Source organism: Frankia sp. AgB1.9 (assembly GCF_016786355.1).
Taxonomy (GTDB): domain Bacteria; phylum Actinomycetota; class Actinomycetes; order Frankiales; family Frankiaceae; genus Pseudofrankia.
This window is the reverse complement of the sequence record NZ_JADWYX010000028.1, coordinates 84,223-93,802: the sequence shown is the minus strand read 5'-3', so window position 1 is coordinate 93,802 and position 9,580 is coordinate 84,223. Positions and strand designations below refer to the sequence as shown.

Below are 9,580 nucleotides of genomic sequence, written 5' to 3'. Positions count from 1 at the left end.
GCCAAAGAGCGCTCACCCACCAGCGGCTACCGACACCGAGCCTGCCCCACGGCAACCCGGCAGCTCCCATTAGGGCCGAAACAGCGATCAAGACCGTGCGGCGGCCCGCGATCCAGGGACTGGGCACCGCGCGACGGCCTCCCGATCACAGGGAGGCCTGATCTGGGCCTTCTCCCAAACGGGGGCCGAGCGGCTGGGGCACACACCGGCCGAGCCGCCCCGGGCTTACGCGGGGTCGTAGCCGAGGTTGGGGCGCAGCCAGCGCTCGACCTCGGTGACTGGCTTGCCCTGGCGGGCGGCGTAGTCCTCGACCTGCTCGCGGGAGATCCGCCCGACGGTGAAGTAGCGCGCCTCGGGGTTCGCGAAGATCAGGCCGCTGACGGCCGCCGCCGGTGTCATCGCGAACGAGCTGGTCAGCTGCATGCCGAGGGTCTCGGCGCCGAGCAGGTCGAACAGCTCCCGCTTCTCGGTGTGGTCCGGGCAGGCCGGGTAGCCGAGCGCGGGCCGGATTCCGCGGAAACGCTCGGCGTGCAGGTCGGCCATCACCGGGGTGGCGTCGGGCTCGAACCAGGTCCGGCGGGCCTCGAGGTGGATGAACTCGGCGAACGCCTCCGCAAGCCGGTCGGCCAGCGCCTTGATCATGATCGAGCGGTAGTCGTCCTGTTCGGCCTCGAAGCCGGCGGCCAACGCGTCGGCGCCCTGGATGCAGACGGCGAACGCGCCCAGGTGGTCGCCGCCGCCGGCGGGCGCGACGTAGTCGGCGAGGCTGCGGTTGGCCCGGCCAGCCGGCTTCTCCGTCTGCTGGCGCAGCATCGGGAACCGAACGTCGCCGTCGGGCGACGCGACCACGAGGTCGTCGCCGTCGGCGTGGGCCGGCCAGACGCCGTGCACGCCGTGCGCGGTCAGCGTCCCGTCGGCGATGACCTGGTCGAGCAGGGCCGTGGCGTCGTCGAACAGCTCGCGGGCGACGGGCTCGTCGAGGATCGCCGGGTAGTTGCCCTTCAGCTCCCAGGCGAGGAAGAAGAACCGCCAGTCGATGAACTCGCGCAGCTCGGCGATCGACGGCGTCAGCGTCCGCAGGCCGGTGAACGACGGGGTGGGCAGGTTGTCGAAGCTGATCTGCTCCCGGTTGGCCCGAGCGGCCGCGAGCGGCAGCAGCGGCCGGACCTGCCGGTTCTCGTGCTGCTCGCGCAGGGTCGCCTGCTCGGCGCGGTTGCGCACGTCCAACGCCGCGGCGCGGTCGGCGTCGAGCAGGTCGGAGACGACGCCGACGACCCGGGACGCGTCGAGCACATGGACGGTCGTGCCCTGGTAGGCGGGCGCGATCCGCACGGCGGTGTGCTGGCGGGAGGTGGTCGCGCCGCCGATGAGAAGCGGCAGCTTCAGCCCGCGGCGGTCCATCTCGGCGGCGACGGAGACCATCTCGTCGAGCGACGGGGTGATCAGCCCGGACAGGCCGACCGCGTCCGCCCCCTCGGCCACGGCCGTGTCGAGGATCTTCGCCGTGGGCACCATGACGCCCATGTCGATGACCTCGTAGTTGTTGCAGCCCAGCACCACGCCGACGATGTTCTTGCCGATGTCGTGGACGTCGCCCTTGACGGTCGCGAGGACCACCTTGCCGGCGCCGCGGCCCGGAGCGATCCGGCCCTCGGCCAGCGCCTGGGCCTTCTCGGCCTCCATGTACGGCTCAAGGTAGGCGACGGAACGCTTCATCACCCGGGCGGACTTGACCACCTGCGGCAGGAACATCTTGCCGGCGCCGAACAGGTCGCCGACGATCTTCATCCCGTCCATCAGCGGGCCCTCGATGACGTCGAGCGGCCGGGCCGACTTCGCCCGGGCCTCCTCGGTGTCCTCCTCGATGAAGTCGACGATCCCGCGGACGAGCGCGTGTGAGAGGCGTTCCTCGACCGTGCCCGCGCGCCAGGACATGTCGGCGCCCTTGCGCGGGCCGGTCGCGCCACCGCCGGAGGCGCGCAGTTCCTCGGCGTACGTGACCAGCCGGTCGGTGGCGTCCTCACGGCGGTCGAACAGCACGTCCTCGACGAGCTCCAGCAGGTCGGCGGGGATGTCCTGGTAGACCGCGAGCTGGCCGGCGTTGACGATGCCCATGTCGAGCCCGGCGGTCACCGCGTAGTACAGGAACGCCGAGTGCATCGCCTCGCGCACCACGTCGTTGCCCCGGAACGAGAACGACAGGTTCGAGATGCCACCGGAGAGGTGCACCCCGGGGCAACGCTCCTTGATCAGCGGAAGGGCGTCGATGAAGGCCTTCGCGTAGCCGTTGTGCTCGGCGATACCGGTGGCGACGGCCAGCACGTTCGGGTCGAAGATGATGTCCTCGGCCGGGAAGCCGATCTTCTGGGTCAGCAGGTCATAGGCGCGGCCACAGATCGCGACCTTGCGCTCGGTCGTGTCGGCCTGGCCCTGCTCGTCGAAGGCCATGACGACGACACCCGCGCCATACGAGCGGATCAGCCGGGCGTGGTCGAGGAACGGCTCCTCGCCCTCCTTGAGGCTGATCGAGTTCACGACGCCCTTGCCCTGCACGCAGCGCAGCCCGGCTTCCAGGACGCTCCACTTGGAGCTGTCGATCATGATCGGGATGCGGGCGACCTCGGGCTCGGTCGCGACCAGGTTCAGGAACGTCGTCATGGCCTGCTCGCCGTCGAGCAGATCGGCGTCCATGTTGACGTCGAGCAGGTTCGCCCCGCCGCGCACCTGCTCCAGCGCGACGTCGACGGCGGCCTGGTAGTCGTCGGCCTCGACCAGCCGGCGGAACCTGGCCGACCCGGTGACGTTGGTCCGCTCACCGATCATGACGAAGCCGGTGGAGGGCGCGATCTCGAACGGCTCCAGGCCGGAGAACCTGGTCCGGGCCGGCCGGTCCGGCAGGCCACGCGGCGCCACGTCCTTGACCGCCTTCGCGACCGCGGCGATGTGCGCCGGGGTGGTGCCGCAGCAGCCGCCGACGATGTTCACGATCCCGGAGGTCGCGAACTCGCCCAGCAGCTGCCCGGCCTCGGCGGGCGTCTGGTCGTAGCCGCCGAACGCGTTCGGCAGGCCGGCGTTGGGGTAGCTGGCGACGTGCGCGCCGGCGAGCGCGGCCAGCTCGGCGACGTACGGCCGCATCTCGGCGGCGCCGAGTGAGCAGTTCAGCCCGACGACCAGCGGTTCGGCGTGCGCGATCGACGCCCAGAAGGCCTCGACGGTCTGCCCGGACAGCGTCCGGCCGGACATGTCGACGATCGTCACCGAGATCCACAGCGGCAGCTCGGGGGCCGCCTCCTTCGCGGCGGCGATCGCGGCCTTCGCGTTCAGGGTGTCGAAGATGGTCTCGATGAGCAGCAGGTCGACGCCACCGTCGGCGAGCGCGGAGATCTGCTCGGCGTAGGACGCCTTGACCTCGTCGAACGTGACCGCGCGGTAGGCGGGCTCGTCGACGCGCGGCGACAGCGAGAGCGTGACGTTCAGCGGGCCGATCGACCCGGCGACGAAGCGCGTGGTGCCCGTCTCGGCCGCGACCTCGTCGGCGACCTTCCTGGCGAGCGCCGCCCCGGCGAGGTTCATCTCCCGGACCAGCGGCTGCAACGCGTAGTCGCCCTGGCCGATGCTCGTCGCCGTGAACGTGTTGGTGGTGATGACGTCCGCGCCGGCGACCAGGTACTGGTGATGGACGTCGCGGATGACGTCCGGCCGGGTCAGGTTGAGCAGGTCCGGGTCGCCGGTGACGTCACGCGGGTGGTCCTCGGGGACGACGCCGCCGACGCGGTAGTCGGCGGGGGTCAGCCCGACGGACTGCAGCATGGTGCCGTACGCGCCGTCGACGACGACGACCCGCTGGGCGAGCAGCTCCTTGAGCTCCTGGATCCGGCGCGCTCGCTGAGCGACCTCGTGCCCCGCTGTCAGGCTCTGGTTCACGCCGGCGCCCATCGAGACCTCCCGCAGACTGTGTGGGAGGCGCCCTTCGGGATGTGGAACCAGCCGAGCGTGGCGGTCCCCGGCTTCAGGATTCACACCAGCAGCCGGCCCGTCGCAGCGCCTCTCGACCTGTGTCGACCTTACCGCGTAGCCACGCCGGTCCTCCAGCGACATCCGCGCCCGCGCCCGACTTGCCGGGACGCGCCGCCGGGCCGCCGGGCCGGGGGCAGCCCGCTCGCTTCAGGCCGGCTACCAGGCCAGATGCCCTGGCAGCGAGGCAGCCAGCCGCCGGCCCTGTCACGTAGGCCACACCGGGAAGTGGGCCTAGCCCCATGGGCGACCACCGATCGAGGGGCTTTGCTGGGACTAATCGGCCGATGGCCGGTCTTTAGCTTTGTTAAGTCCTCTGCCATGCCCGCCTCGCCGTCGGGCGGGTCGCTCCGGCCCGCCGCCGCAGTCCTGAGGAGGTCCCCAGTGGTCATCGCGACGAACGACGTCGCCGGTTCGGCGCCGCCCCCGCCGCGCCCCGAGGGCGCCAGGACCGGCAGCAGACCGGCGCCGGCCGGTGAGCCCGGGCAGAAACCGGGCGAGCAGCCCGATCCGAAGGCCACTGCTGCCCCGGCCGCGGCGCAACGGCTGCCGCGCTGGTGGGTGGAGATCCTGGCCATCGCCTCGCTGTACGGGCTGTACACCGGCATCCGAGGCCTCAAGAGCGACGATCTGGCCGCGGCCGACCACACCGCCCGAAGGCTGCTGCACCTCGAGCAGATCTCGCACCTGAACCCGGAGCACCCGCTCAACAACTTCCTCGTGCACGCCACGGTCCTCGCGGTGCCCGCCTGCTACTTCTACGCGACGCTGCACTACATCCTGACGCCCGTCGTGCTGGCCTGGATGTACCGCCGCAACCCGGCGCACTACCGGCGGGCGCGCAGCACGATCCTGCTGACGACGATCCTCGGTCTCGTGGGCTTCTGGCTGCTGCCGACGACGCCGCCGCGGCTGCTCCAGGGTGCCGGCTTCCACGACACGATGGCCCAGGTCAGTGACTGGGGCTGGTGGGACGACGACGCGAGCGCGCCACGCGGGCTCGGCGGCCTGACCAACCAGTACGCGGCGATGCCCTCGCTGCACTGTGCCTGGGCGCTCTGGTGCGGTTTCCTCATCGCGCGGCACGCCCGCCGGCCCGTCATCCGGGTGCTGGGCGCCTCGTACCCGGTGCTGACGACGTTGGTCGTGATGTCGACGGGCAACCACTACTTCTTCGACGCCGTCGGGGGCGTCGTGGATCTGGCGCTGGCCGCTGGTCTCGTGCTGCTGGTCGGCCGGGTCGCGCGGCGACGCCCAACCCCCGCACAGGGTGCCGGCACCGGCCCGGCGAAGCCCCAACAGGCCGGCGCGCAGGTGCCCACGCAGGGGCTGGCCGCGGTGGCGGGACGCCCACCGGGGAGGATCCCGGTCGGCGTCCAACGGCCGGCCTGGAGCCCCAGGCTGGCGGCCGCCCCCGGGCCCGCGCCCGGCTGAGCGGTTCCTACGAGGCGGCGCGGCGGGGACCGGCCGCCGGTTCGACCAGGCTGACCCAACGAAGGGAAGCATCTCGATGTCCGACGAGGCCAGCTCCGTTCTCGCGGCGCTTCGCCGCTCGCACGACCTGCTGAGCGCCGCGACGGCGGGACTCGACGGCCCGGCGCTGCGTGGGCCGTCCTACGCGTCCGAGTGGACCATCGCGCAGGTGCTGTCGCACCTCGGCTCCGGCGCCGTCATCGGCAAGCTGAACCTGGACGCCGGGCTCGCGGACGCGCCGTTCCCCGAGATGGCCGTCTTCCAGGGTGTCTGGGACGTCTGGAACGCGAAGACCCCCGAGGCGCAGGCCGCCGACGCGCTGCCCGCCGACCAGGCGCTGATCGACACCTACGCCGCCATCTCCGCCGAGGCGCTCACCGCGCTCCAGCTCCCGCTGGGGCCGATGAAGCTCGACGGGGTGACGATGATGCGGCTGCGGCTGGCGGAGCACGCCCTGCACACCTGGGACGTCAAGGTCGCGCTCGACCCGGCGGCGACGGTCGACGCCGACGCGGTCGCGCAGCTCGTCGACGGGGTGGGTCTGCTGATCGGCTTCCTCGGCCGGCCCAGCGGGGACAAGGCCGTCGTCCACGTCGCCCTGACCGGGCCAGCACGGGAGTACGCGCTGACCCTGGGTGACGCCGTCACCCTGGCCCCCTGGGACGGTGCGATCTCCGCCGACGCGACGCTGACCGCGCCGGCCGAGGCGTTCCTGCGGCTCGCCTACGGCCGTCTCGACGCCGCCCACACCCCGGCGGGGATCTCGGCGGAGGGCATCGACCTGGACACTCTGCGCGCCGTCTTCCCTGGTTTCTGAGCGGCTGCCTCCCGGTCGGGGCGCTCCCGGCCGGGAGAGGCGGCCCTTTCCCGGCGGCGGTCAGCGCACCGCGGCTCGGTCAGCGCTCGGCGCAGCGCGCTGTGGCCCGGTCAGCGCACCGCGGCGAGGAACGGGCTGGGCACGCCGTGCCACGAGACGTAGAGCTGCTCACGTGCCCTGGTGCAGGCGACGAACAGCACGCAGCGTTCCCGCTGCAGGTCCAGCGCGTGCGCGTACGGGTCCTCGTCGGCCGGCGTCACCGCGCTCGACGGGACCTGGCCCGCCCCGACGCCGGTGACCGCCAGGCAGCGGAACTCCAGGCCCTTCATCCGGTGCATCGAGCCGACGGCGACCTGGCTGCCCGTTCCCACCTTGCGGCCCCGGGGCTTCGGCTTCGCGAGTGACCGGGCGGGCAGGCCGGCGTCGAGCAGCGCGGTGAGCGTCTCCTCTACGACGGCGTTCGTGCGGGCGGCGACGCCGATCTCGGCCGGTTCGACGCCGGCGTCGATCCAGCCGCGTACGACCTCGACAAGTCCCTTGGCCTCGTCCGACGGCGTCGGCGCCCCGGCGAGGACTGGGCGGCGGCCGTGCAGCTCGGAGCGATAGCCGGCGATGCTGTCGAGCCCGCCGTCCAGGTCGTCGATCCGCTCGTCACGCAGCACGCCGAGGCTCCAGGCGAGGATCTCGGCGGTCGTGCGGTAGTTGACGGTCAGCCGGCTGGCCCGGCCGGTGACGACGATCCCGTGGTCGCGCAGGCTCGCCCGGTGGCCGTAGATGCGCTGATGGGCGTCGCCGGCGAGGAACAGGTCGTTCTCGGCGGGGGCCACGACGGCGCGCAGCAGCCGCCACTGCGCCGGGCTCAGGTCCTGCGCCTCGTCCACGACTACATGGCGGAACGGCCGGCGCCCCGCCGAAGCGGGATGGGGGCCGAACAGGTCGGGCGCCACGGCACCCTGTTCGAGCAGTCGGGTCGCCTCGGCGCAGACCAGCGCGTGGGTGAGGACGCCCTGTTCGCGCAGCCGGGCCTCGAACGCCTCGACGGCGGCCCATACCCGGCCCCGCTGCGCGGCCGTCAGCGGTTTCCCACGGCCGCCCCTGGACGCGGCCTGGTAGCCGGCGAGGTCGGTGATCCCGTTGCCGAGGATCACCTGGCGCCATTCGTCGGCGACGAACCGGTCCCCGAACGCCAGCCCGTGCGCGTCGATGATCTCCTTCCAGAGGTCACGCTCCTCGTCGCCCTGGATGAGCGGCGGTGGTGCGCCGTGGACGGACCGCCAGATCTGGTTGGCGACCTGGTCGACGGTGCGGACCGCGACCCGGTCCCGGATGGCCGCCTCAGCCTCCAGCAGGGCCAGGTTCGTCTGCAGCGTCGCGGTCAGAGTCCCGGTGAAGGTCGTCAGCAGGACCGGCCCCTCACCGGCGGCGGCCAGGTGGCGGGCCCGGTGGAGCGCGACAACGGTCTTGCCGGTGCCCGGGCCGCCGGTGACCCGCGCCGGGCCGCGGTACCGGGCGTTCGCGACCTTGAACTGGATCGGGTGCAGGTAGACCCGCCACAGGTCGAACGGATGGTTGAGCACCTCGAGAAGCTCGGCCGGCCCGGAGACCAGCACCACCCGGTCCTGGCTGCGTTCCACGGCGGCGGCCACGTCATCCGGGTCGAAGGCGCCGGCCCCGACGGTCGCGGGGCTCACCGGCTCGTCCGGCCCACTGACGGTCAGGACGGCCGCGGCGATCTCCTGCCAGACGTCGTCCGGCGACATGCCGGCGGCCAGGCCGTAGAGCACGGTCCACTGGCTTTCGGGGAGGAAGGCCTGGGCGGTCTCCAGCTGGGCGAGGTCGGTGACGGCGCGGGCGAAGGCGAGAGTCTGCTCGTCGACGCCGAGCCGGCGCAGCGTCGTGGCGTCGACGCCGGCGAACAGCGGACGCGTCTCGCCGCGCCCGCGCCGCGCCGATCGGTCCAGCTCCGGCAGCGTGGAGTCCAGGGCGACGCTGTCACGGATCTCGATGCGGCCGGTGGCCGAGTTCACCGACACCCTGCGCCGCTGGGCCCAGGCGTAGGCCTCCTCGTGGGGCAGCACCTTCAGCAGCGTGTAATGGTCACCGCGGTCCGGCGCGAGGACGACGCCACGCCAGAACCGGTCGATCCTGATGGTGCGCAACCGGTCATCCCGGGCATTGTCGATCTTTTCGAGGTGCAGGCCGGCATGGGTGGCCTCCTGAAACTTCGCGAACGTGGCGGAGACCTTTTGTTGAACGGGCTTGTCGAGTCGCGCGAAGTCCAACAGGAAGTCCTTGTCGATGCCCAGCCGAGCCACCGCGCGTCCCCTTTGGTCTCGTCATCGGCAGGTCCACGCCCGGCGCGGATCAGCCCGCGGGCAGGGCCTCATGACGGCCATCGCGCGCCGATCCGGGCGGGCTCCCCGAGACCATACGAGCGGAACCCTCGTTTCCCCACCGCACGTGCCATCTCAGTCAACGTCGCTGTCTGATCACACGATTCGGCACGCAGTTCCCCCGGTCTCCGGTCCGTGCCGGTCCACCGTGGTCCGCGCCGCTTGACAGCCGGTGACCCACTGTGACTGCCAGACTCCCAGCAACAGCCGGCAGATGATCTTGATCGGACCTGGGACGGTCCGCGGCGACGCCCACGCAACGGTGTGAACCCGGCGGGCCGCCAGGTCTGCGACACGCGCGGTAATCCGCCGCGCCAAAGCGGACGGCTGTCACGGCGGTAGACATCACCGATCCCGGTCCCACCCGTCAAGCCGGCTATTCTTCCGCCGTGGCCTGGACGCGGGTGACACGCTGCCATAAATGGGCCGTGTCCTGACAGGAGTGGGTGGCGATGGTCGAGGACCGGATTGGCCTGGCGGATTTCCTGACGGACCTGCGCGCCGAGCTGAGCGAGGCGCAATCCCGGGCGGCGGGTGATGCCCTGAAGCTGGGGGTCGAGGAGATCAGCCTGACGCTGGAAGTGGCGTACACGCTGACCACGGCCGCCGAGGCGTCGGCGGGGGGCAAGGCGAAGTTCTGGGTATTCGCCGAGGCCGAGGCCGGCGCCAAGGGCACCCGCTCGGCAGAGCGCGGCCGCACCCAGCAACTCACGCTGACGCTGAAGCCGCGGGTGGAACAGGTCGTCATTGACCATCAGGGTCACCAGACGACCGTCACCCGGGGCGTCGATGTGGAAGGCGCCCTTGTCGAGGGCGAAGAGGGCGCCGCCCTGCCGGCCCCGCGCCCGTCCTGACACCGGGACCTGTCGGGAATCCCGGGAGA

Annotated in this window: 5 protein-coding genes; 3 read left to right on the top strand and 2 right to left on the bottom strand. The window is 72.0% G+C overall.

Annotated features, from left to right (window positions below):
* Positions 1-225: 225 nt before the first annotated feature.
* On the bottom strand, positions 226-3,936 hold the full coding sequence (metH, locus tag I6A60_RS13630) for a methionine synthase (RefSeq protein ID WP_203024870.1): 3,711 nt from the start codon (positions 3,934-3,936) through the stop codon (positions 226-228).
* 462 nt (positions 3,937-4,398) lie between these two features.
* Between metH and I6A60_RS13625 the strand changes: the two genes are divergently transcribed.
* The gene (locus I6A60_RS13625) at positions 4,399-5,448 is read left to right on the top strand and encodes a phosphatase PAP2 family protein (protein ID WP_203024871.1); all 1,050 of its coding nucleotides are present in this window, start codon (positions 4,399-4,401) and stop codon (positions 5,446-5,448) included.
* Between the two features lie 76 nt (positions 5,449-5,524).
* Positions 5,525-6,304 (top strand): maleylpyruvate isomerase family mycothiol-dependent enzyme, encoded by a 780-nt coding sequence (locus I6A60_RS13620; protein ID WP_203024872.1) that lies wholly within the window; start codon positions 5,525-5,527, stop codon positions 6,302-6,304.
* 110 nt (positions 6,305-6,414) lie between these two features.
* On the opposite strand, the gene I6A60_RS13615 is transcribed toward I6A60_RS13620, so the two are convergent.
* On the bottom strand, positions 6,415-8,619 hold the full coding sequence (locus I6A60_RS13615) for a UvrD-helicase domain-containing protein (RefSeq protein ID WP_203024873.1): 2,205 nt from the start codon (positions 8,617-8,619) through the stop codon (positions 6,415-6,417).
* A gap of 530 nt (positions 8,620-9,149) precedes the next feature.
* On the opposite strand from I6A60_RS13615, the gene I6A60_RS13610 reads away from it, so the two are divergent.
* Positions 9,150-9,551 (top strand): trypco2 family protein, encoded by a 402-nt coding sequence (locus tag I6A60_RS13610; RefSeq protein ID WP_203042749.1) that lies wholly within the window; start codon positions 9,150-9,152, stop codon positions 9,549-9,551.
* Positions 9,552-9,580 lie beyond the last annotated feature (29 nt).